A 21,361-nucleotide genomic window follows, 5' to 3' on the forward strand; every position below is an offset into this window, starting at 1 on the left:
GTGTCTTTATGAAATTTTCTCTCCTGAGCAGGCCGATCTCGCTTCCGCTGGCTGCATTGGCTGCGACAGTGGCGCTTGGCGCGCCGCAGGCTGGTGCTCAGAACTTCTTCGACATCCTGTTCGGTGGTGGCAACCGCGCCCCGCGCCAGCAGCAGGGCGAATTTCCGCCGGCTCCGGTGCAGAAGAAGCGGGCACCAGTAGCGGCGGCCAAGATCAGCGCGCCGTCCTATTATACCTACAAGACCGACGCGATGGTGACGGTCGACTTTGCCAAGCTGATCGCCGGCACGCAGTCGGTTTCGCTGGAGCCGTCGCTTGCCGGTACGGCGTTCCGCGAGGCGCTGGCCGGGCTCGATGCCTTCGACCTTGTTGCCGAAAAGGACATCGCCAAAGGGCTGCTCGACTACTATACGGCCAATCCCGATTTCATCTGGGTCACCGGCCAGACCGCCAACAGCCGCGCCGAAGAGGCGATCAGGACGTTGAGCGACGCCGCCAGCCACGGGCTGATGCCGGCCGACTATGCGGTCTCCGTGCCCCCGGCAGCCTATGCGCTTGACGACACCGTCGGCCGGATGAAGACGCTCATCCGTTTCGAGATGGCGATGTCGGCACGCGTGTTGCGCTACGTGCATGATGCACAAGGCGGCCGCATCGATCCGAACCGCATCTCCGGCTACTATGATTTCGCCGCCAAGCCGCTCGACATGGCCGGCGTGCTGAAGAGACTCAGCCAGTCGAATGACGCGCGGGCCTTGCTTGAGGCATTCCATCCGCAGAATCCCGAATACAAGGCGTTGCGCGTCGAACTCGAGGCGCTCAAGGCGAGCGAGGAAAACGACATCGTCGTTGATGCCAAGCTTTTGCTGAAGCCCGGCGAGACCAGCCCGGAGCTGCCCAAGCTGCTGCATCTCATCGCCCGCGACCTCGACGATGAGATGGGTGGCGAATTCGGCGAAACGCTGGCCAGGCTCGGCAGCAGCGAAATCTATACACCCGAACTGGTGCCGGTCATCGAGGCGGTGCAGAAGCGTGCCGGGCTCAAGGCCGACGGCGTCGTCGGCCCGCGCACGGTGGCAACCCTTGCCGGCACGTCGAAGGCAGATCGCCTCGACAAGGTCGTCGTCGCGCTCGAACAGCTGCGCTGGCTGCCATCCGAGCTCGGCAGCCCACGCGTCTTCATCAACCAGCCGGCCTATACCGCGAGCTACATCGACGGCGGCACGGAAAAGCTCAAGATGCGGACGGTGATCGGCAAGACCAGCAACCAGACCAGCTTCTTCCAGGACGAAATCGAGCAGGTCGACTACAACCCGTATTGGGGCGTGCCGCAGTCGATCATCGTCAACGAGATGCTGCCGCGCCTGCGCAACGATCCCAGCTATCTCGACCGCGCCGGTTACGAAGTCACCGATTCGCGCGGCCAGCGCATTCCGTCGTCGGCGATCAATTGGGGCCAGTATGGCTCGAAGGTGCCCTACAGCGTGCGCCAGGCGCCGAGCGAGGCCAATGCGCTGGGCGAGCTCAAGATTCTGTTCCCCAACAAGCACGCCATCTACATGCACGACACCCCGCAAAAGGCGCTATTCGACCGCGACAACCGGGCCTTCAGCCATGGCTGCATCCGCCTGGCCGATCCGCGCGGCATGGCCGCCGCAGTGCTTGGCACCGACGTAGATCACATCGCGGCCAAGCTGAAGCAGGGCCATTCCTTCGAGAAAGTGACCCGCAAGATCCCGGTGTACGTCGCCTATTTCACCGCCTGGCCTGATCTCGACGGCAAGGTCGAGTATTTCGGCGACGTCTATGATCGCGACGCCAGGCTCAAGGACGCCATGGCTCGTACAGATGCGGCGAGGGCACCGAGCATCTGATCTGCTGCATGCAGGCTCAGGACAAGGTCCGGGTCAGCCGAGCATCTGTTCAGCCAGGCGTCCGGATTGCCGGTCCTGCGCGCCCATCGGAATGATGGCGCGGCGGGGAAAGTGCAGGATCCTCCACAACAGCCGCCGGATTTCGCGGATTGCCTTTTCGGATCGCGTCAGCCGCACTTTCGGTTGGGGCATACGCGGTGACGCCAACCGTTCCGGCTCGAGGTCGCTCGGCAGCGTGATCGCCTGGTCGGGCAGGAACATTTCCTGGATGCTGATGGCGGGCGACAATTGCCAGCAGGGCGTCTCGTGCCTGGTCATGTCGAAGAGAAAATCGTCCACCGGGTGGTCGATCCTGCTGGCCTGCGTCACCAATTGCGCGGCCAGGCGCCTGGAGATGGCATAGGCGGCAGCGCCGTTGTGGAAGCTGTACAGCGGCAGCAGGCGGTGTGTCTTGATCTTGCCGCCGCGCCGGCCGACCAACACGGGATTCAGCGTCGTTTCGAGCTTGATCAGGTCGACGCCTGCAGGAATCCACGCGTCGTCGCTCAGAAAATCGGCGGCATCCCGGCTGAAATAGACATCGTCTTCGAGCACGACCGCATGTCTGTCGCTGCCTTCGGCAATCCGTCGCCACACAGCGATATGGCTCATGAAGCAGGCAACCTCGCCCGGCGACCAATTGTGATGATTGCGCAGGACCAGCCGGTTGATGATGTCGTCATCAAGTGCGGTTTTGTCGATGGCGCTGAAGCGCTCGAAGCCCAGGCCCATCCGGCGGAAGGCCGTGGTCATCCAGGCCAGCCGTCCAGTCTCCCGATCAAGGTTGATGACGAAGCACCGCATCGGATATTTTCCCGCTCGCCTGCTGATCGCAGAACGGTCGGTGCCGGTCAATTCGATGCAGATTCTTCAGGCGGGAACACCCGGTTCTGGCTTTCGAGCCAGTAATACATCCGGACGTAGTTTTGATAGGCCAAGTACTTCGCATCCTCATCTGCCGTCCCTGTCGCCTTCGAAATCCCATGCGGGCCGATGTAATAATACTCCTCTCCCATCGCGGCCAACGGCACATGGTGCGCGGGCGCTTGCTCAAAAATCGAAAATCCCATGAAGGCGTTCCTGGCGTCCTGCAACGAAAGCAAGTGCAGCAGCGTGGGGGCGAAGTCGACCGACGTGCGATAGTCGGCGTCGAAGGTCACCGGCAGAGCCAATTCGCTGTGATGAATGATCAAAGGGATGCGGTCGACGAAATAGGCTTGGTAGTCGCCCCCCTGCAGGGCCTTTACCACCGCGGGTTCAGGATAGGTCGCATGATCGGCAGTGATGATCAGGATCGTATTGTCGGAAAAGCTCGAGCTCTGAAAGTAATCCAGGAATTTTCCAAGCTGCGCATCGAAATTGTGCATCCTGTTCAGCGCGGGGTTATCACCGCTGCCATAGGTCACGCCGGCGCTGTCGGAATCCAGGAACGCATGGGTGCCGACATTGTAGGTCGCAACGAAGAACGGCTGCTTGTTGCCGCTTAAGGCTTGTTTCTCCAGGAAGCCTTTCAGGCCCGAAAATACCTCCGCGTCGGCTGCGTCAGACGTGCCGGAACTGAGTGCTGCGGGTCTGCCACCCAAAAGTTCAGGGAGCGTCTCTACGGCGTAGACGGTGTCAAAGCCGAGCGATCGCAGCATGGCGTTGAAACTGGCGCCCTGCGGGCTGGAGGACAGAAATGCCGTCTTGTAGCCTCGGTCCAGCAGGATGTCTGGTATCGTCCGGTAGTTGATGCTGGTGAGCAGCGCTGTGTTGTTTTCCCCTTCGGCTTCCCAGCCGCCGCTTTCGGCGCCGCCATTCCTCGGATATCCGGAAACCAGCTGTCCCTGGATTCCTCGATAGGTTGCCGCAGTGTGGCTGAAGTAGTTGTAGACAGTCATTGAACGCGCGGCAAAGCGGTCGATGTTGGGCATCAATCCCTGATGCTTGCCGCCATAGGTTCCCAGAAAGCGGGCAGACAACCCTTCGGCAAAGACCACGATAATGTTGGGCCTGTCTGACGCCGATTGTGCGGCGCCAAACGACAAAGGGCTGGAATAGGCCTGATCCCGCAACAGAGGGTAGTGCTCGTTGATCGGCAGGCTGATGCCTTGCCGATCCAGCGTGTCGGCCATGTCAGAGAGGTTGTTGCGGGCCCTGCGCAGATCGCGAAATTTGCGGGCAAGAGATGTGGCCGGAGCCATATCCGGACGGAGATCGAGGGTTCTTTCGGTGAAGGAAGAGCTGTCGAACATGCCGGCAAAGAGCAGGCAGGCAAGTGTCGCGGCGAAAACGAAGCTCTTTCCGGGCCGGTGGAGCGCAGCTTGCTTGCGCGCCTTGAGGGCGAACAACGAAAGGCAGATCCAGCTTCCGAAGCCAAGGGCTGCGATGACGAAGAACAGGGGCTTTGCCGCATACTGGCTGCCGTCGGTGTGGTTTTCCAACGCCAGAACGGAGATGTAGTGCCCCGACAGATAGGCGGAAAATCCCTGCACCAGATAGATCAGCATCACCAGCAGGGGCACGGCGAGAGAGACGAACAACGCCGGCAAGGCCACCCAGCCGCTGCGCTGGGCATGCCAGGCAACAAGTCCCAGCACGCAAAAGAACGCGAGCTCGATCGCCGGCAGCAAGATTGTGGTGACGTCGACGGTGAATGCCGGATTCCGCTCTCGCAGGGCAATCAGCAGGAGGGCGAGATACAAAACGTAGATAACCACGAAATAGAGCGCGTAGCTTCGCTTCAAAAGAATATCTGTAAATTTCATCTGCAGGTCGTCTGGAAAATAACATCAAAAAGCAGAGTCTCTCAGGTTATTCGAATCGCGCGTGGCAATGTATTGGCCGGTCTCGATGTTTAGTCCAGGTAGTTGAATTGGTTACCGTCGCACGGCAAATGACACGAATATCGTAACGGCGAAACGACGAATTCTGGTCCCATCTTGCCGGAGACTGCGTTTGTCTCCTGATCGGGGCAGGTAGCGTAGTGTTCGTCGCCAGTGATCCGGGACGTGTAAGGGAGAGCGGCATTGCCGTTGTTCGGTTATGTATTCGGATATCGAATTGTGATTTGGCGTTCTGAATTGGAGTAAAGATGTAGTGGAAAATATTCTTATGCGTATTACGTGATGTTATTTGAAAATTATGTGACAATATAGTCTTGTGGTAATCTGCTGTACCTAAGGTGCCGGCAAGGGTTCGCTGTGTGTCTGGAGGAATGCATGCCTTCTGTACTGAAGATTGTTCTCGTCCTTGCGTCACTTATGCTGTTGACGGCCTGCCAGACCGATAGGCGGCGGTGCGAAACCGAAACGGGCGGCGCTGCCACCTATCGAAAGAGCGATAACTGCGGGCGTGCGGCAAAGCCAGCTGAAGGCAGCGATCGGCCGGAGAGGCAGGTCAGGGAAAAGCCTGTGACGCCGACTGAGCCCGAACCAGAGGGGCCGGTTTTTCCATAGCGCCAGCTTGGTTCAGGCTCCCAGTCCGCCAGGCGCGGCGGCGGCCAGGCTCGACGGCACGCTCAACTGAATCGTCCGCCTGATCATCGACCGCCTTCACGTGGTAAGTGTAACCGCGTGCGGTCCCTCTCGCACTTGCAGCCGGCCAGAACACATCATGTTCGATCAACACGCGGGACGGCCGTGCTGGCAATCGCCAGGGTAGCTTGACCTTCGGTCGCCAGATGATCGTATGGCCCTCGGCCAACAGCACGTTTTCAGCCAGCGGCTCGGGTCACACTTCCCAATCTTCGCTCATGACATCTCCTTGCGCGTCGACAGATCTGCGGAAGGAGAACGGGCCATATCAATTCGATGCCAGAATCGTACACGTTCCGGCATCGTTTGGCATGACTGTGCGTATTGCTTGGAGACGGCTGCGGAGGGGCCAAGGTAATGGTGGGCGATATAGGGATTGAACCTATGACCCCACCCGTGTGAAGGGTGTGCTCTCCCGCTGAGCTAATCGCCCGTCCGAGGCCCGAGAGCCGAACGTGACGGCGATATAGGGGAGGGGTGGGAGTGGTGTCAAGGCGGCTTTAGCGACTTGCCGCCTCTATCAGCTTCTGGGCCATGCCAAGCGTCAGTTCGTCGTAGTGCGAGATGACCACCGACGGCTCATATTCGCTGACATGACGGTCGGTGTAGCCGAAATCGACGGCAACCACAGGAATGCCGGCGGCCTTTGCCGTGTCGATGTCGGTGACCGAATCGCCGACCATGACGGCGCGGGACGCGTCGCCGCCGGCCTTGGCGATGGTTTCGGTAAGGTGCCGCGGATCGGGCTTGCGGATGCCGAAGGTTTCCGGGCCGGTGATGGCGGCGAAACGATCGGACAGGCCGAGCGCCTGGATGAGCCCCTTGGCAAGGTTTTCGTACTTGTTCGTGCAGACGGCGAGCAGGTAGCCGGCATCAGTGAAGCGGTCCATCGCGGCGACCACGCCGGGATAAGGCAGCGAGCGACCCGGAATATTGACCGTGTAGTGATCGAGGAAGATGTCGTGCAGGCGGTCGTGCTCCACGCTGGCCAGCTGCTTTTGCTGGGCGTTGTAGGCGCGCTCGATCATGATGCGGCCGCCCTGGCCGACGAAGCGGCGGAACGCCCGGTCGTCGACTTCGGCGAGGCCGCCGGCGACGAGCGTGTGATTCAGGCTGTCCAAAAGGTCGGGGGCGGTGTCGACGAGCGTCCCGTCGAGGTCGAAAACGATGATCGGCTTGGACATGGCTCCGCCTTTTGTGGAGTTGTGCGTTGCAAGAGGCGATAGCCTTGGACCCGGCAGGACGCAAGCCCGGGCCATAAAGCCTTTGACCCAACGGGCAAAAATGCTAGGAGCCAAGCCTGATATTCGAGGATTTTGCGAACAAGTCATGGATGCCAAGGCTTTGAAGATCGAGGCGGCGCGCGCCGCCTTGGGGTATGTCGAGAGCGGAATGCGCCTTGGCATAGGTACCGGTTCGACGGCCGAGGAGTTCGTCAGGCTGCTGGCCGAGAAGGTAGCTGACGGCATGCAGATCATCGGCGTGCCGACGTCTGAACGCACCGCAACCCTTTGCCGCGAGCTGTCGGTTCCGCTGTCGACGCTCGACGAGACGCCTGAGCTCGACCTCACCATCGACGGTGCCGACGAGATCGATCCGCAGCTGACGCTGGTCAAGGGCGGCGGCGGCGCGCTGCTGCGCGAGAAGATCGTGGCCGCGGCGTCGACGCGCATGGTCGTCATCGCCGACCAGACCAAGCTCGTCGACACGCTGGGGCGCTTCCCGCTGCCGATCGAGGTCAATCCGTTCGGCCTCAAGGCGACGGAGATCGCCATCGCGAAAGCTGCGGAAAAGCTCGGGCTTTCGGGGCCTTTGGTGCTGCGCAAAGTCGGCGGCGAGACCTTCGTAACCGACGGTGGACATTTCATTATCGATGCATCTTTTGGCCGCATTCCAGATACAAGAGCGCTTTCGGATGCCCTGCACGCCATTCCTGGCGTCGTGGAGCACGGTCTCTTTCTGGGGCTGGCCACCGTTGCCGTCATCGCCGGCTCGGACGGGGTCAGAACCGTTCATCCGGTACGCTAAACAGGAGTTCTATTCATCATGATTTCGATAAACCGGCTTCGCCGCTTCTCCGTCATGGTGGCGGCTTCGGCATTCGCGGCCGTCGCATTCTCGGCCCAGGCGCAGGAAATCAGCGAATCCCACCTCAAGGCGGCACATGCTGCGATCGCTTCGATCCACGCGACCGACTCTTTCGATTCGATCCTGCCGCAGGCAGCCGCGGCACTTAAGCAGCAGCTGATCCAGCAGAATCCCGATATGCAGGAAGTGATCACCCAGACCGTCGACGAAAAGACGCTGGCGCTGGCCGCCCGCCGTGCCGATCTCGAAAAGGAATCGGCGCTCGCCTACGCAAAGTCGTTCTCCGAACAGAACCTCAACGACATTGCTGCTTTCTACAATTCGGAAGCCGGCAAGGAGCTGATCGAGAACGGCCCGATCGCCTCGCGCGAATTGGTCAAGGCTGCCGAGATCTGGCAGAACGGCATCGCGCGCGATCTCGCCGAGCAGGTGGGTGAGCAGCTCAAGGCAGTCATCGGCACCAAGGCTCCGGCCGAGGGTGCTGCGCCCGCAGCCCCGGCAGCACCGGCGAACTGATCAGCCGCGACCATCGGTCACGATGCAAAAGCCCGGCATTCGCCGGGCTTTTCTTTTGATGTCTCTGCCACTACCTGTGACCGCATCACAGGCGCATCCCGTGCGGTGCGCAGTTTCAAGGACTTAGAAGAGCGGCGCGCGTCGTTGGCGTACTGCTCTCCCGCAGGAAGGACACCCATGGCCCAGTACGACTACGATCTTTTCGTCATCGGTGGCGGCTCGGGCGGTGTGCGTGCGGCACGTGTTGCGGCCGCTCTCGGCAAGCGCGTCGCACTTGCCGAAGAGTTCCGTTTCGGCGGCACTTGTGTCATCAGGGGCTGCGTGCCCAAGAAGCTCTATGTCTACGCCTCGCAGTTTCCCGAGCATTTCGAAGATGCTGCCGGTTACGGCTGGACGGTCGGCGAGGCCAAGTTCGACTGGAAGGCGCTTGTAGCCAACAAGGAGCGCGAGATTTCGCGGCTCGAGGCGATCTACAAGCGCAATGTCGAAGGTTCCGGCGGCGAGACGATCCATTCGCGTGCCGAACTCGTCGACAGCCACACGATCCGGATCGTCGATGAAAACCGCACCGTCACCGCCGATCAGATCCTGATCGCAACCGGCGGACGGGCTGCGGTGCATCCCGCACTGCCGGGGCATGAGCACTGCATCTATTCGAACGAAGTGTTCGACCTCCCCGAACTGCCCAAGGCGATCATGATCGAGGGCGGCGGCTATATCGCTGTCGAATTTGCCAACATCTTCCATGGCCTCGGTGTCGACACCACGCTGGTTTATCGCGGCAAGGAAATCCTCAGCCGCTTCGACATGGACCTGCGCCGCACCTTGCACGAGACGATGGAGCAGAAGGGCATCAAGATCTTGCTGCATTCGGTTTCGCAGGACGTCAGCAAGCGCGGCGATGGCCGTCTCGACGTCACACTGAACACCGGCCAGATGCTCACCGTCGACCAGGTTCTGCTCGCGATCGGCCGCACACCCAACACCGAGAACCTCGGCCTCGAGGCCGCCGGCGTTGAGATGGACAAGCAGGGCGCGATCGTCGTCGACCGGTATTCGCGCACCAGCGCCGACAACATCTGGGCCGTCGGCGACGTCACCAATCGCGTCCAGCTGACCCCTGTCGCCATCCATGAGGCAATGTGCTTCGTCGAAACGGCGTTCAAGGACAATCCGACTGAGCCGGACCACGATTGCATCCCGACAGCTGTGTTCTCGCAGCCCGAGATTGGCACCGTCGGTCTCTCCGAGGAAGACGCCGCCAAGCGGTTCAGGCATCTGGAGATCTATCGCACCAGCTTCCGGCCGATGCGCCACACGCTGTCGGGCAGGCAGGAAAAGATGCTGATGAAGCTGGTCGTCGACGGCGACACGCGGCTTGTCCTGGGCGCTCACGTGCTCGGCCCCGACGCCGGAGAGATGGCGCAGCTACTCGGCATTACGCTCAAGGCAGGGCTCACCAAGGACGACTTCGATCGCACCATGGCCGTGCATCCGACGGCTGCTGAAGAGCTGGTGACGATGTACAAGCCGACCTATCTGGTGAAGGACGGCGTCCGCGTCGACAACTGACGTGGTCGCCTCTCGGACCTGCCGCAGGGAAACGTTCGATCTCGGACGTGTTCCGGGGTAGATTAGGGGCTCCTCATCGTGTAAAGAGCCGCGTTCCCGCAATGGCGGGTTGTGGCGCGGGTGAGGTGCCCGTTAGCGAACTTTATTAGGTGCGAACATGACGAAATGGTCCCCGAATTCCTGGAGAAGCATGCCGATCCAGCAGGTCCCGGCTTATCCGGACGCTGCGGCGCTCGTGGAAACGGAAGCTCGTCTCGCATCTTTTCCCCCCTTGGTTTTTGCAGGTGAGGCGCGCAAGCTGAAGAAACAGCTTGCTGCCGTTGCCAATGGCGAAGCCTTCCTGCTCCAGGGCGGCGACTGTGCCGAGAGCTTCGCCGAACACGGTGCCGACAACATCCGCGACTTCTTCCGCGTCTTCCTGCAAATGTCGGTCGTGCTGACCTTCGCCGGCGCGCAGCCGGTGGTGAAGGTCGGCCGCATCGCCGGCCAGTTCGCCAAGCCGCGTTCGTCCGACAACGAGACCAAGGGCGACGTGACGCTGCCGAGCTACCGCGGCGACATCATCAATGGCCCGGCTTTCGACGAGAAGTCGCGCATTCCCGATCCGGCGCGCCAGGAGATGGCCTACCGCCAGTCGGCGGCGACGCTGAACCTTCTGCGCGCCTTCGCCCAGGGCGGCTATGCCAGCCTGGAGAACGTGCACAAGTGGATGCTCGGGTTCGTCTCCAACAGTCCGCAGGGCGAGCGCTACGAAGCGCTGGCCAACCGCATCACCGAGACGATGGACTTCATGAAGGCCGTCGGCATCACCTCGGAGACCAACTACGCGCTGCGTGAGACCGACTTCTACACCAGCCATGAAGCCCTGCTGCTCGGCTACGAGCAGGCGCTGACCCGCGTCGACTCGACCTCGGGCGACTGGTATGCCACCTCGGGCCACATGATCTGGATCGGCGACCGTACGCGCCAGGTCGACCACGCGCATGTCGAGTATTGCCGCGGCGTGAAGAACCCGCTCGGCCTCAAATGCGGCCCGTCGATTACGCCTGACAACCTGCTCAAGCTGATCGACCTGCTCAACCCGGAGAACGAGGCAGGCCGCCTGACGCTGATCGCACGCTTCGGCCACGACAAGGTCGATGAGCACCTGCCGAAGCTGATCCGCGCCGTCGAAAAGGAAGGCCGCAAGGTCGTCTGGTCGTGCGATCCGATGCACGGCAACACGATCACCGCTGCCGGCTACAAGACGCGTCCATTCGACCGCATCCTGAGCGAAGTGCAGAGCTTCTTCGACATCCACCGCTCAGAGGGCACGCACCCGGGCGGCATCCATGTCGAGATGACCGGAAACAACGTCACCGAATGCACCGGTGGCGCCCGTGCCATCACGGCCGAGGAACTGCAGGACCGCTACCATACCCATTGCGACCCGCGCCTCAATGCCGACCAGGCGATCGAGCTCGCTTTCCTCGTGTCGGAACTGCTCCGCAAGAGCGCACCGACTCCAGTGAAGAAAGCCGTCAACGCCTGATCGCCAAAACGCGGTTGCAGAATCGAAAAGGCGCCGGTCTGACCGGCGCCTTTTTCATTTGAACGGATGGCGATGCGCCTCAGTCCTTCTTGTACAGCATCCAGTTCTTGCCCTGGCGCTCGGCGATCGTCGAATAGCGTGTAACGCGGTTGCGGCCGATCAGTTTGGAGCGGTAGAGTGCCCGGTCGGCCTTGGCGTAGAGGTCCTCGGCGCTATCGGCATCCGAGGCCATGCACACACCCATCGAAACGGTGACCTGGCCGCAGTTCACGCCCGGCTGAATATCCTTGAATTGCGTCTGCGCAACCAAAAGGCGAACGCGGTCAGCGATCTCGAACGTCGCTTCCTCAGTGGTGCCTTCGACGATCAGTGCGAACTCCTCACCGCCGGTCCGGGCCACGAACATGTCGCGGTGGACGCTGGACTGAAAGATGCTGGCGATGATCCGCAGGATCTTGTCACCCACAGGGTGGCCGTGCCGGTCGTTGATGTCCTTGAAACGGTCGATGTCGGCCAGGATCAGCGCACTGAACAGCACGCCCCTGTTGTCGTTATAGATCTTGGCGATCCGCCGGTCGAAGGCGCGCCGGTTCCAGATGTGGGTGAGGGGATCGGTATCGGCAAGCTTCTTGTACTCTTCGAGCTTCGACTTGACGCTTTCGAGTTCGCTCGACTTGTCGCTCAGCGCCGTTGCCACGTGCTTGCCGTGATCGATCTTCGAGGCGGTGGCAACCGCCATCACGCCGACGATTTTCTGCAGCAGTTCCTGCGACATGGCGGTACGGCTGTTCAAGCCGCTCGACGTCTCATCGAGAACCTTGCCATAACGCTCCAGATGCGTCTGCTCGTTGCGCAGCAGGTTGGCGACGCCTTCCAGCTCTCGCGCCAGGATTTCGCGGGCATGTTCGACGATGCCTTGCCCATGGTTTTGGGCAAAGAACTTCTGGCCGATCAGGTCGAGTTGCTCCTGTGTCGGACGATTGCCGAGTGCGATGACCTCCAGGCTGAGGGCCGCGTTGGTGCCGGTCAGTGCTTCGTAGAAGATCTCGTAATTGCGCGGCAGTCCAATGACGCCCATCTGGCTCATCGTCGCCACGACAGTACTCGCAATATCGTTGCCTCGTTCTGTCGGGGCGGCTGCAGACTGCATGTATGTCCCGTTTCAGTTGGCCAGACGGCCGTCTGCATGGCCAGCTGGAAGGCTGACGAGCAATCGGACGGGGGCGCGAGCGGCGTGAGATAAAATGCTTGCGGCGGCGCAGGTCCCCTCTGCGCCCATCACTTGTAATCAGCTCTAATTTAGGCTGGCTAAGGTTTCCTTAATTTCCAGCCTTGTTGCCGGTATTTTTCTACCAGAAGGTGTAATTCCCACTGTGCCAGACGAGGCCGCAACATTGGCCAGCATCGATCATATCGCAAACATTCATGTCCTGTGCCCCGGTCAAGATCAATATGGCTGTCGGTCAATTGGAGGAGTATGCAATGGATAATCTGCACAAGGGCTCATGTTTGTAGGGGGCGGTGCACTTCACGGCCAAAGGCGCGCTGCGCGAGGTCATCTACTGTCTTAGATCGATATCGAATCGTTGAACGACGTGTTCGGTCTTTGCTCACTTGTGTGAACGATGCGCGCGGACGATCTATGGCTGGAGAAAAACAGCCTTGTTGGCCGGAGAGTGGATTCTGGAACTGACACGACGCAAATTGGTTGGCAGCGCGGCACTTCTCGCATTGGGTGCGGGAGTGCGGGCCGGCCACACGGAGCCCAGGATGAGCAACATTCCCTTTGCCGCGACGACCCCGATCAGCGTTTCCCGCGTCGGCCTCAAGGCCCGCGATGCCAATGCGCTGGCCAGTTTCTATCGCGACGTCGTCGGCCTGCAGGAACTCAAGCGCGACGGCGAGACGATCACGCTCGGCGCCGGCAGCCGCGCGCTGCTCGACATCGAGGCCGACCAGGCAGCGAAGCCAGACGATCCGCGTAGCGCCGGCCTGTTCCACAACGCATTCCTTTTGCCAAGCCGGGCCGATCTCGGCCGCTGGATCAAGCATGCCATCGACAGGCGCATTCCGGTCGACGGCGCTTCCGACCATCTGGTCAGCGAGGCGCTCTATCTCACCGACCCGGAAGGCAACGGCATCGAGATTTATTCCGACCGCGCGCATGATGGCTGGAAGTGGAATGGCGCGCAGGTCGAGATGGCGACCAGGCAGCTCGACATCGGCTCGATCGTATCAGAAGTGCCCGACGGCGACGCCGGCTGGCAGGGCGCGCCTGAAAACAGCATTGTCGGCCATGTCCACCTGCGCGTCGGTGATCCCGCTGCGGCGGCCCGCTGGTGGCACAGCCAGTTCGGCTTCGACACGGTCGCGGAATACGGCAACAGCGCTGTCTTCCTGTCCTCGGGCGGCTATCACCACCATATCGGCGCCAATTCCTGGCAGAGCCCGGTTGCCGGCAGGCGCGACGCCTCGCTGACCGGCCTTGCCTGGGTCGAGATGCGCTCGGCCGACGCCAAGGCCGCTTCGACCTACGAAGACCCCTGGGGCACGGTCATCCGCGCTGTGCCTGGCCAGCCGGGCTGACTTTCCTCCTGACAGCAACTGGCCGGAGCCTGTGCTAAGCCAATGGCCGAACCGCCAGACCGGCGGTTCGGCCATTGAACATGCAGGACCGGGACAAATATGCTGAAAGTCATCGCTCAGGATTTCATCAGGCCTGAGTTCGTCGAGATCGTGCGGCCGCTCTATGCCGAACTGGTGGAGACGACGCGGCAGGAGCCACTCTGCCTGTCCTATGACCTGTTCGTTGACCAGAACGATCCGGGGCATTTCGTGTTCATCGAGTTGTGGCCCGATCGCGCGGCGCTCGATATCCACTGCGCGTCCGAGCATTTCACGCGGCTGGTGCCGCTGATCAACAAGCATCAGCGACAGGACGCGACCTTCATCCTGATGGATGCGTTCGCGGGTTGATAACCGGCGAACGCGTTGGCACAACCATCAGGCAGGCGCAATCCAGGCGGCACGCCTGCTAGTGACCCAGCATACGCTCCATCGCATAAGGCTGGTCGTGAACAGCAAGTTTGTCCATGATCGTGGCACTTGCCTCGTTAAGGCCCACGACCTCGACTTCAGTGCCCTCGCGCCTAAATTTGAGCACTGCCCTGTCCACGGCGCCGACGCCTGTCAGATCCCAAATATGGGCCATGCTGACGTCGATGCGAACGCGTTCCAATTGTTCCCTGAAATCGAAAGAGTCGAGGAAATCGTCGGAGGAAGCAAAAAACAGCTGGCCTTCGACCCTGTAGGTTCGTTCCTTGCCGTCGGCGGTCAGGGATGAGGTGACGCGGAAAATCTGGGATACCTTCCACGCAAAGAAGATGCCCGACAATAGCACGCCTACTCCAACTCCCAATGCGAGGTTGTGCGTGCCCACGACCACGACCACGGTAGCCAGCATGACGATGCTGGAACGGCGCGGATGCTTGCGCAGGTCGTGGAGCGATGACCAGCTGAATGTCCCGATCGATACCATGATCATGACCGCCACGAGTGCAGGCATGGGGATGATGCGCACGAAATCGTCCAACACAAGGATCAGGAAAAGTAGCAGCGATCCGGCCACGAAGCAGGAGAGACGGCCCCGGCCGCCGGACTTCACATTGATCACCGACTGGCCGATCATCGCGCAACCCGCCATGCCTCCAAGGAAGCCGGTGACGAAATTTGCGACTCCTTGCCCGACGGCCTCCCTGTTCTTGTCACTGCGCGTGTCGGTCATTTGGTCGACTATAGATGCTGTCAGTAAGCTTTCGAGCAGGCCAACGGCAGCGACGCTTATCGAATAAGGCAAGATGATCCAGAACGTTTCCATGGTGAAGGGCACGTTGGGGATGAGGAACTCTGGCAGGCTGTTGGGCAAAGCACCAAGATCGCCTACCGTCCGAACATCGATGTCGAGCGCAATCGCTGCCGCGGTGAGAACGATGATGCAAACCAGCGGCGAGGGGATCGACTTGGTAAGGCGGGGGAACAGGTAGATGATGGCGAGGCCGCCGGCAATCATAGCGTAGGTCTGCCACGACATGCCTATCAGTTCGGGCAGTTGCGCCATGAAGATCAGGATGGCAAGGGCATTGACGAAGCCCGTCATCACCGAACGCGAAACGAACCGCATCACATAGCCGATCCGGGCGAATCCGCCGACGACCTGAATGATTCCGGCCAGGATGGTCGCGGCCAACAGGTATTGCAGACCGTGCTCGCGCACCAACGTGACCATCAAGACGGCCGTCGCGGCCGTGGCAGCCGAAATCATGCCTGGACGGCCGCCGGCAATAGAAATGACCACTGCGATTGAGAATGAGGCGTACAGGCCGATCTTGGGGTCGACGCCGGCAATGATTGAAAAGCCGATTGCCTCGGGTATCAGCGCAAGGGCGACGACTATGCCAGCCAGAATGTCATTGCGGACGTTGGAAAGCCAATCGCGGCGAAAATTGTCAAGGATGGTCATTGTGTTGCAGAGGACATGGCAATGGTAAGCTCGCCTGCTGGCGAGCAATCAGATTGCATTGACTGGATTGTCCGGCGGATCGGCGGCCGGAAGAGCCACCCGGAATTGCACCGGGTCCGATGACTGGGTGCCTTCTGCACATTTCCGGTGCAGAAATCAACGTCTCAAATCGTTCGCGACGGGACGGATGCAAGTCCTTGCGGTGATGCGCGCAAGGACTTTATTTGCGTCGATGGTCGAATAGCTCAGACGAAGACGCGGCTGAAGATCGTGTCGACGTGCTTGGTGTGATAGCCGAGGTCGAACTTTTCACGGATCTCCGCTTCCGGCAAGGCAGCGGTCACTTCCTTGTCGGCCAGCAGTTCCTCGAGGAAGTCCTTGCCTTCTTCCCACACCTTCATGGCGTTGCGCTGGACCAGACGGTAGGCGTCCTCACGGGAAACGCCGGCCTGGGTAAGGGCCAAGAGCACGCGCTGCGAGTGCACCAGGCCGCGGAACTTGTTCATGTTCTTCAGCATGTTGTCGGGATAGACGACGAGCTTGTCGATGACGTTGGTCAGGCGCGCCAGCGCGAAGTCGAGCGTGACGGTGGCATCCGGGCCGATCATGCGTTCGACCGACGAGTGCGAGATGTCGCGCTCGTGCCAGAGCGCCACGTTCTCCATTGCCGGCGCGGCATAGGAGCGGACCATGCGGGCGAGGCCGGTCAGGTTCTCGGTCAAGACAGGGTTGCGCTTGTGCGGCATTGCCGACGAGCCCTTCTGGCCCGGCGAGAAATACTCTTCCGCTTCCAGCACCTCGGTGCGCTGCAGATGGCGGATTTCGGTGGCCAGGCGCTCGATCGACGAGGCGATGACGCCCAGCGTGGCAAAGAACATGGCGTGGCGATCACGCGGGATGACTTGCGTCGACACCGGCTCCGGCTTCAGGCCGAGCTTGGCGGCGACATGCTCCTCGACGCGCGGATCGATGTTGGCGAAGGTGCCGACCGCGCCCGAGATGGCGCAGGTGGCGATGTCCTCGCGGGCATGCACCAGGCGCTCGCGGCAGCGGGTGAACTCGGCGAAGGCCAGCGCCAGCTTGACGCCGAAGGTTGTCGGCTCGGCATGGATGCCATGGCTACGGCCGATGGTGACGGTGTCCTTGTGCTCGAAGGCGCGGCGCTTGAGAGCGGCCAAAAGCGCGTCGAGGTCGGCGAGCAGCATGTCGGTGGCGCGCACCAGCTGCACGCTGAGGCAGGTGTCGAGCACGTCGGACGAGGTCATGCCCTGGTGGATGAAACGCGAATCCGGGCCGACGAATTCGGCGAGATGCGTCAGGAAGGCGATGACGTCATGCTTGGTGACGCGTTCGATCTCGTCGATGCGCTCGACGTCGAAGGTGGCGGCGCCGCCCTTTTCCCAGATCGTCTTCGCGGCTTCCTTGGGGATGACGCCGATTTCGGCCAACGCGTCACAGGCATGGGCCTCGATCTCGAACCAGATCCGGAACCGGGTTTCGGGAGACCAGATGGCGACCATCTCGGGCCGGGAATAGCGAGGGATCATGGCGGGGCTCGTCCAGCTGTGGTTTCGTTGCGGCTCCCCTAACAGAGGTGGGCGCAATGCTCAACGCGAACGGCTGGCAAACCATGAAGCTGCGGCGAAAAGAGCGACGAATCCGCCGGGAAAATAGAGTCGCAGGCCCAGAACAGCGAATTGATAGAGCGCGACGAGCCCGGTGAAGACGAACTGGAATGCCCAGGTGATGGTGAAGGGTGCGGCATGCCACTCTGCATAATAGCTCCGGTACTGCAGCGCATAGAGCAGGGCGGTCAGGCCGATCGTCACCACCCCGAACGACACGAATGCCGCCGCGAAAGCGGTCTCGCGGCCGCGGTGGCGTGACAAAAGGCGCGCCAAGGTCCAGCCGATGGGGAAGGCGATCGCGCCGCCGAGCGCGAACAGCAGCACGACCGCACGGACGCGCACCGGCGTTTCCCAATGGTCGAGCAGAAGCGTCAGGAAGGCGCTGGCGCCCATCGCAAAGCCCCACAGGGCTGCGCCGAGAATGGCAACCCGCAGCGACGGCAGCGCCTGGCCCAGTCGGTGGCGTATGCGCATCGGCCCTCGGCTCTTGCTGCGGGACGGGCCCGCGACAACAGTATTGCTCACATCTGCCCCGTCACGGCGATCCAGCGGTGGTCCGGGCCCTCGAAGCCATGGCGGATGACGGTCACCAGCACGGCATAGGCGGGCGTTCCGCCATCGCCGAAGAAGGTCTGCACACCGCCGATGCGGTATCCGGTCGGGCAACCACGGCTCTGCGGCACGTCCTTGTCTTCCTGCAGCACCTCTGCCTTGCCGTCTTCATCGACGCGGACCAGCTTGAAGCCCTTGACCGGGCCGATGCCGGCGCAGCGCTCGATCTCGCCGAAGGAAATCTCCGCGAGCTTGAATTCGAGCTGCTTGTCGATGGGCGGAAACACCGGGCGCGGATTGACCGTCATGTTGAACGGGTCGGCACTCGTTTCGGTCACGGCGTTGAAACCGGCGAGGCGGCCGCGATTGGCGGCCAGCTCCTCCTCCTTGACGATTGTGTCGCCGCGCTTGCGCGCTTCGGCGCGCGCTGCGTCGAGGCCCACACTCTCGTCTTCCATCTGAACGCGCACCGGCGTGCCGGGCAGGAACTTGTCCGACGCGGTGTCGATATAGAAGCGATTGGCATAGGCAAAGCCGGAGCCGTCCTGGATGCCATATTCCTCGAAGGCAAAGACCTTGCCGTCGGCGCTGAAGCCGAGCACGTTGAGTTCAGCAGCGTCGCCCGCCTGTGCGACCGGCAAGGCGACGCACAGCGACAGTGCGGCGAGGCAAAGAAGCTTCATCACTTTCAAGGCAGCGGCCCTCTCTGCAGTTGATTCAGCTATTCAAACGATGGCGCTAACATACAGACAACAAAGAGTTTTGCTTCAGCCTTTGCGCGTCGTCCACACCTGCATGATGTCGCCACGCGTGGCGGTTGCCTCATGCACGCCCCGGGCGATCGCGCGCGCCATGGTCGAGGCGGCGGCGGCGTAGAAGTCGACGACCTCGGCCTGCCCGACCTCGATGCCACTTGCACCGGTCGCGAGCGCGAACACCAGGTCGCCGTCGAACGGGGTGTGCACCGGCCAGATCGCGCGGGTGAAGCCGTCATGTGCCGATATCGCCAGCCGCTTCGCCGCTGCCTTGGTCAGCACCGCGTCTGTGGCGATGACGGCAATCGTGGTGTTGGCGGCCGCACTGTTGTCTTCCTCGTATTTCTTGAACACGCGCGAAGCGTCTGCAGGCAGTGATGATGGGAATCCCAGTCCGCCGAACTCGCCGTCCAGCTCGAACGGTGCCGCCCAGAAATGCCTGGAGCGGCCGACTGTCACCGACCCCGTCGCGTTGACGGCGACAAGGGCGCCGACCGTCACACCGTTGGGCAGAACCGTCGATGCCGAGCCCAGCCCGCCCTTGAGGCCGGCGGTCAGCGCGCCGGTACCGGCACCTGCCGTGCCCAGCGCGAATTCGCGCGCCGCTGCCTGCACCGCCTCGTAGCCAAGCTCGCGATAGGGCGGATAGCGGCCCCAGTTCTTGTCGCCGCCATTCAGCATGTCGAACAGGATCGCCGCCGGTACGATCGGGATCACCTGGTCGCGCATGGCAAAGCCGATGCCCTTTTCGCGCAGCGCTGCCTGCACACCCGAGGCGGCATCCAGACCGAAGGCCGAGCCACCCGAGAGTGCGACCGCGTTGATCGTCTCGACGGTGTTGTGCGCTTCGAGCAGGTCGGTCTCTCGCGTTCCCGGCGCACCACCCAGCACCTGGCAGGCAGCGGTGGCCGGCGTGTCGCAGATCACCACCGTCACGCCCGATTTCAGCTTTTCATCGCTGGCGTTGCCGACGCGCAGTCCGGCGACGTCGGTGATCAGGTTCAGCGGTCCGGCTGTTAACGTGGCTGGCAGCATTACTGGGTCTCTGCAGGCAGGTAGCTGGTTCCGTCGAAACGAAACAGCCGGAACGGGCTTTCCACAAGGTCGCCCTTGGCGTCGAAGCGGATGGTGCCGATGGCGCTGTCGAAGTCCTGGCCCGCCAGCATGTCCGCGACAGGCTTTCCGCTCGACGCGGCGAGCCGCACTGCAGCGCCGGCGATTTCCACGGCGGCGTAGCTGGGCAAAGTGTAGCCGTCGGTCATCGTCTTGGCCGCTTCGAATGCCGAACGCACCTCCGGTTTGGCGACATCCGACCATTCAGGCGGTGCGATCATCAACGTGCCCGTGGCGGGCGGCACGGTGCGGTCGGCGACGCGCAAAGTCTCGCCGCCGGCGAAAATGATGTCGGCGCCGAGCGAAGCTGCGTCGCGGCCCATCACGGCGATGTCCTCGCCGTCGCCGCCGACGAAGACATGCGTGGCGCCCGCCTTGCGCAGTCGGCCGATCAGCGCGACCTGGTTGTCGAGCTGAGGTCTGTAGGTGTCGAAGAACACCGGCTTCAGCCCGGCCTGTTCGGCGCTGGCGCGGAAACTTTCGGCCAGCTCGCGGCCATAAATCGTGCCGTCGTCGATGATCGCAAACAGCTCGTCGTTCCACAGCCGCGTCAGGATCGAGGCTGCCGCATTGCGCTCGCCATCGCCGCGCGGCCCCAGCCGGAACAGCGGCCAGGCGGTCTTGTCACGCAGGTCGGTCAGGCTGTCGGTGCGCACGCCGACCGAAATGACAGGAATGTTGGCGGCCTTGAGCACGGGCAGAGCGGCCTCGACCGCCTCGGTGCAGAGAAAGCCTGCGGCAATCGCAACCTTGGCGTCGATGAACACCTGCGCTGCCTTGGCGCCGCCTTCGGCCGTGCAGCCGTCGTCGGCGATCACCAGAACAGCGTCGCTGCGCGTCGCGGCAAGCTCGGCACCTGATTTGACCTGCTCGCCGAGGATCGCTGACGGACCCGACAGCGGTGTCGCAAGCCCGAGCTTCACCGGCTCGGCATGGGCGGCAAGCGTCGCCAGCGACGCGCAAAGCAGGGTGGTGATGGCCGTTGCGGCTCGCATTCGCTCCGAAAAATCCTCTGCAAGACCAAGTTTAGGCTGATAACCTGACCTACTGCCTGGCCCGGCCAAGCGCAACGTGCTTGTGCCATCTCAGCTTGTGACCCGGTCGATGCGGCCATATATAGCTGTTATGTCTCGTTGCAGGAAAACCCGGTGTTGAAGAAGTTTGAAGTCGGGCCGCAGGCCTACCGGGACGCGATGAGCCATTTTGCCGGCGCGGTGCACCTGGTGACCACCGACGGTCCGGCGGGAAAACGTGGCACCACCGTCATCGCTGCCTGCTCGGTGTCAGACAACCCGCCGATGGTGCTTGTCTGCGTCAACCGCGAGAACCCCAACAACGACCTGTTCGTCAAGAACGGCAATTTTGCCCTCAACACGCTCGCCGCCAGGCACGAGCCACTGGCCGTGGCCTTCTCAGGTGTCACAGGCCTCGCGCCCGAACAGCGCTTCGCCCTTGGCGAGTGGGAGGTGCTGGCATCAGGCGCGCCGGCACTGATCGGCGCCGTTGCCGTGTTCGACTGCGAGCTCGTCGACGCCAAGGAACTGGCCACCCATCGTGTCATGTTTGGCAAGGTGACAGGCCTGCGCATCGGCGATAACCTTCGCCCGCTGATCTATCACGGCCGCAGCTATCACGTGCTGTAGACCGCCTCTCCGGAAA

18 protein-coding genes, 1 tRNA gene and 1 other annotated feature are annotated in these 21,361 nt (G+C 61.9%); of the genes, 8 read left to right on the plus strand and 11 right to left on the minus strand.

Features of this window, described 5'->3' with window-relative positions; genetic code table 11:
• The first annotated feature begins 8 nt into the window (after positions 1 to 8).
• Complete coding sequence (locus HNQ95_RS09385) at positions 9 to 1,874, plus strand: L,D-transpeptidase family protein (protein ID WP_182573945.1); 1,866 nt, start codon at positions 9 to 11, stop codon at positions 1,872 to 1,874.
• 33 nt (positions 1,875 to 1,907) lie between these two features.
• On the opposite strand, the gene HNQ95_RS09390 is transcribed toward HNQ95_RS09385, so the two are convergent.
• The 4 genes from HNQ95_RS09390 to HNQ95_RS09405 all read right to left on the minus strand — a co-directional run bounded on the left by HNQ95_RS09390 (position 1,908) and on the right by HNQ95_RS09405 (position 6,612).
• Entirely contained in the window at positions 1,908 to 2,768 is an 861-nt protein-coding gene (locus tag HNQ95_RS09390) for a glycosyltransferase family 25 protein (protein ID WP_182573946.1), read from the minus strand.
• Positions 2,765 to 4,660: an LTA synthase family protein gene (locus tag HNQ95_RS09395; protein ID WP_182573947.1), complete on the minus strand. Its 1,896-nt coding sequence runs from the start codon at positions 4,658 to 4,660 to the stop codon at positions 2,765 to 2,767. The genes HNQ95_RS09390 and HNQ95_RS09395 overlap by 4 nt, the downstream gene beginning before the upstream one ends.
• 1,126 nt (positions 4,661 to 5,786) lie before the next feature.
• Positions 5,787 to 5,861: transfer RNA gene (locus HNQ95_RS09400), tRNA-Val, on the minus strand.
• A 67-nt stretch (positions 5,862 to 5,928) separates the two neighbouring features.
• Complete coding sequence (locus HNQ95_RS09405) at positions 5,929 to 6,612, minus strand: phosphoglycolate phosphatase (RefSeq protein ID WP_067961289.1); 684 nt, start codon at positions 6,610 to 6,612, stop codon at positions 5,929 to 5,931.
• A gap of 145 nt (positions 6,613 to 6,757) precedes the next feature.
• Here HNQ95_RS09405 and rpiA point away from each other — a divergent pair, with 145 nt between their 5' ends.
• The 4 genes from rpiA (at position 6,758) to HNQ95_RS09425 (ending at position 11,135) form a co-directional block, all read left to right on the plus strand.
• A complete protein-coding gene (gene rpiA, locus HNQ95_RS09410; RefSeq protein WP_182573948.1) occupies positions 6,758 to 7,456 on the plus strand; it encodes a ribose-5-phosphate isomerase RpiA in 699 nt (232 codons plus the stop codon).
• A gap of 18 nt (positions 7,457 to 7,474) precedes the next feature.
• Positions 7,475 to 8,032 (plus strand): DUF2059 domain-containing protein, encoded by a 558-nt coding sequence (locus HNQ95_RS09415; RefSeq protein ID WP_182573949.1) that lies wholly within the window; start codon positions 7,475 to 7,477, stop codon positions 8,030 to 8,032.
• Positions 8,033 to 8,209: 177 nt separating this feature from the next.
• Positions 8,210 to 9,604: a glutathione-disulfide reductase gene (gene gor / locus HNQ95_RS09420; protein WP_067961298.1), complete on the plus strand. Its 1,395-nt coding sequence runs from the start codon at positions 8,210 to 8,212 to the stop codon at positions 9,602 to 9,604.
• A gap of 157 nt (positions 9,605 to 9,761) precedes the next feature.
• Entirely contained in the window at positions 9,762 to 11,135 is a 1,374-nt protein-coding gene (locus HNQ95_RS09425) for a class II 3-deoxy-7-phosphoheptulonate synthase (RefSeq protein WP_067961301.1), read from the plus strand.
• A 79-nt stretch (positions 11,136 to 11,214) separates the two neighbouring features.
• Here the strand turns inward: HNQ95_RS09425 and HNQ95_RS09430 are convergent, their stop codons facing one another.
• Positions 11,215 to 12,285: a GGDEF domain-containing protein gene (locus HNQ95_RS09430; protein ID WP_067961304.1), complete on the minus strand. Its 1,071-nt coding sequence runs from the start codon at positions 12,283 to 12,285 to the stop codon at positions 11,215 to 11,217.
• A 533-nt stretch (positions 12,286 to 12,818) separates the two neighbouring features.
• Between HNQ95_RS09430 and HNQ95_RS09435 the strand changes: the two genes are divergently transcribed.
• Together HNQ95_RS09435 and HNQ95_RS09440 are read left to right on the plus strand one after the other, a co-directional pair.
• Positions 12,819 to 13,721 (plus strand): VOC family protein, encoded by a 903-nt coding sequence (locus HNQ95_RS09435; RefSeq protein ID WP_376769253.1) that lies wholly within the window; start codon positions 12,819 to 12,821, stop codon positions 13,719 to 13,721.
• Positions 13,722 to 13,820: 99 nt separating this feature from the next.
• Positions 13,821 to 14,111, plus strand: coding sequence for a putative quinol monooxygenase (locus tag HNQ95_RS09440; RefSeq protein ID WP_067961308.1), 291 nt, complete (start codon positions 13,821 to 13,823; stop codon positions 14,109 to 14,111).
• A 58-nt stretch (positions 14,112 to 14,169) separates the two neighbouring features.
• Here the strand turns inward: HNQ95_RS09440 and HNQ95_RS09445 are convergent, their stop codons facing one another.
• From HNQ95_RS09445 to HNQ95_RS09470, 6 genes are all read right to left on the minus strand, one after another.
• On the minus strand, positions 14,170 to 15,654 hold the full coding sequence (locus HNQ95_RS09445; protein ID WP_182573951.1) for a SulP family inorganic anion transporter: 1,485 nt from the start codon (positions 15,652 to 15,654) through the stop codon (positions 14,170 to 14,172).
• Between the two features lie 65 nt (positions 15,655 to 15,719).
• Positions 15,720 to 15,775 (minus strand) — a sequence feature (sul1 is cis-regulatory element that is thought to sense ions involved in sulfur or methionine metabolism; They are found in Alphaproteobacteria).
• 124 nt (positions 15,776 to 15,899) lie between these two features.
• A complete protein-coding gene (gene purB, locus HNQ95_RS09450) occupies positions 15,900 to 17,201 on the minus strand; it encodes an adenylosuccinate lyase (protein WP_067961313.1) in 1,302 nt (433 codons plus the stop codon).
• Between the two features lie 60 nt (positions 17,202 to 17,261).
• The gene (locus HNQ95_RS09455) at positions 17,262 to 17,756 is read right to left on the minus strand and encodes a hypothetical protein (protein ID WP_182573952.1); all 495 of its coding nucleotides are present in this window, start codon (positions 17,754 to 17,756) and stop codon (positions 17,262 to 17,264) included.
• 47 nt (positions 17,757 to 17,803) lie between these two features.
• The gene (locus HNQ95_RS09460; protein ID WP_182573953.1) at positions 17,804 to 18,517 is read right to left on the minus strand and encodes a DUF2259 domain-containing protein; all 714 of its coding nucleotides are present in this window, start codon (positions 18,515 to 18,517) and stop codon (positions 17,804 to 17,806) included.
• 84 nt (positions 18,518 to 18,601) lie between these two features.
• The gene (locus HNQ95_RS09465; RefSeq protein ID WP_182573954.1) at positions 18,602 to 19,624 is read right to left on the minus strand and encodes a P1 family peptidase; all 1,023 of its coding nucleotides are present in this window, start codon (positions 19,622 to 19,624) and stop codon (positions 18,602 to 18,604) included.
• Positions 19,624 to 20,697: a branched-chain amino acid ABC transporter substrate-binding protein gene (locus HNQ95_RS09470; protein WP_182573955.1), complete on the minus strand. Its 1,074-nt coding sequence runs from the start codon at positions 20,695 to 20,697 to the stop codon at positions 19,624 to 19,626. Before HNQ95_RS09470 ends, HNQ95_RS09465 begins: the two co-directional genes overlap by 1 nt.
• Before the next feature lie 153 nt (positions 20,698 to 20,850).
• On the opposite strand from HNQ95_RS09470, the gene HNQ95_RS09475 reads away from it, so the two are divergent.
• On the plus strand, positions 20,851 to 21,345 hold the full coding sequence (locus tag HNQ95_RS09475; RefSeq protein WP_067966410.1) for a flavin reductase family protein: 495 nt from the start codon (positions 20,851 to 20,853) through the stop codon (positions 21,343 to 21,345).
• Positions 21,346 to 21,361: the final 16 nt, after the last annotated feature.

The sequence above is a fragment of the Aminobacter ciceronei genome (assembly GCF_014138625.1).
Classification (GTDB): domain Bacteria; phylum Pseudomonadota; class Alphaproteobacteria; order Rhizobiales; family Rhizobiaceae; genus Aminobacter; species Aminobacter ciceronei.

Excerpts from the sequence above, each read along its gene's own strand:
- HNQ95_RS09440 (WP_067961308.1), top strand. The coding sequence starts at position 13,821 with ATGCTGAAAGTCATCGCTCAGGATTTCATCAGGCCTGAGTTCGTCGAG.
- HNQ95_RS09445 (WP_182573951.1), bottom strand. The coding sequence starts at position 15,654 with ATGACCATCCTTGACAATTTTCGCCGCGATTGGCTTTCCAACGTCCGC.
- gor (WP_067961298.1), top strand. The coding sequence starts at position 8,210 with ATGGCCCAGTACGACTACGATCTTTTCGTCATCGGTGGCGGCTCGGGC.
- HNQ95_RS09385 (WP_182573945.1), top strand. The coding sequence starts at position 9 with ATGAAATTTTCTCTCCTGAGCAGGCCGATCTCGCTTCCGCTGGCTGCA.
- rpiA (WP_182573948.1), top strand. The coding sequence starts at position 6,758 with ATGGATGCCAAGGCTTTGAAGATCGAGGCGGCGCGCGCCGCCTTGGGG.
- HNQ95_RS09470 (WP_182573955.1), bottom strand. The coding sequence starts at position 20,697 with ATGCGAGCCGCAACGGCCATCACCACCCTGCTTTGCGCGTCGCTGGCG.
- HNQ95_RS09425 (WP_067961301.1), top strand. The coding sequence starts at position 9,762 with ATGACGAAATGGTCCCCGAATTCCTGGAGAAGCATGCCGATCCAGCAG.
- HNQ95_RS09405 (WP_067961289.1), bottom strand. The coding sequence starts at position 6,612 with ATGTCCAAGCCGATCATCGTTTTCGACCTCGACGGGACGCTCGTCGAC.
- HNQ95_RS09455 (WP_182573952.1), bottom strand. The coding sequence starts at position 17,756 with ATGCGCATACGCCACCGACTGGGCCAGGCGCTGCCGTCGCTGCGGGTT.
- HNQ95_RS09430 (WP_067961304.1), bottom strand. The coding sequence starts at position 12,285 with ATGCAGTCTGCAGCCGCCCCGACAGAACGAGGCAACGATATTGCGAGT.
- HNQ95_RS09460 (WP_182573953.1), bottom strand. The coding sequence starts at position 18,517 with ATGAAGCTTCTTTGCCTCGCCGCACTGTCGCTGTGCGTCGCCTTGCCG.
- purB (WP_067961313.1), bottom strand. The coding sequence starts at position 17,201 with ATGATCCCTCGCTATTCCCGGCCCGAGATGGTCGCCATCTGGTCTCCC.
- HNQ95_RS09415 (WP_182573949.1), top strand. The coding sequence starts at position 7,475 with ATGATTTCGATAAACCGGCTTCGCCGCTTCTCCGTCATGGTGGCGGCT.
- HNQ95_RS09465 (WP_182573954.1), bottom strand. The coding sequence starts at position 19,624 with ATGCTGCCAGCCACGTTAACAGCCGGACCGCTGAACCTGATCACCGAC.
- HNQ95_RS09395 (WP_182573947.1), bottom strand. The coding sequence starts at position 4,660 with ATGAAATTTACAGATATTCTTTTGAAGCGAAGCTACGCGCTCTATTTC.